We start from the raw sequence: 291 nt of genomic DNA on the forward strand, positions 1-291 counted from the left end.
CGGCAACAACGCAACATCGCCAGGCCATCACCCAGGCACAGTTCCGATACCCCGATGCGAGCCTTGCTGAAGTTACCCGGGCAGAGCAGCGCGGTATCAACATGCGCCAACTGAAACGAATCGCGGCAACGAACTGGCGGGAAAACCCGACCAACATTCACATCCTCGCACCGACCGGAACAGGGAAAACATACATAGTCTGCGCCATCGGTATTGCTGCGTGTCAGGCCGGATACTCCGTGGCCTACTACCGGCTGGACCAACTCGTAGACATGTTGGCGGTCTTCTCAC

Annotated in this window: 1 pseudogene; it reads left to right on the forward strand. The window is 58.1% G+C overall.

What is annotated here, in order from left to right:
• Positions 1-291, forward strand: a pseudogene (locus HMPREF2656_RS00185) (ATP-binding protein); the annotation flags it as partial.

It is taken from the genome of Corynebacterium sp. HMSC034B08 (assembly GCF_001835805.1).
GTDB classification, from domain to species: domain Bacteria; phylum Actinomycetota; class Actinomycetes; order Mycobacteriales; family Mycobacteriaceae; genus Corynebacterium; species Corynebacterium coyleae.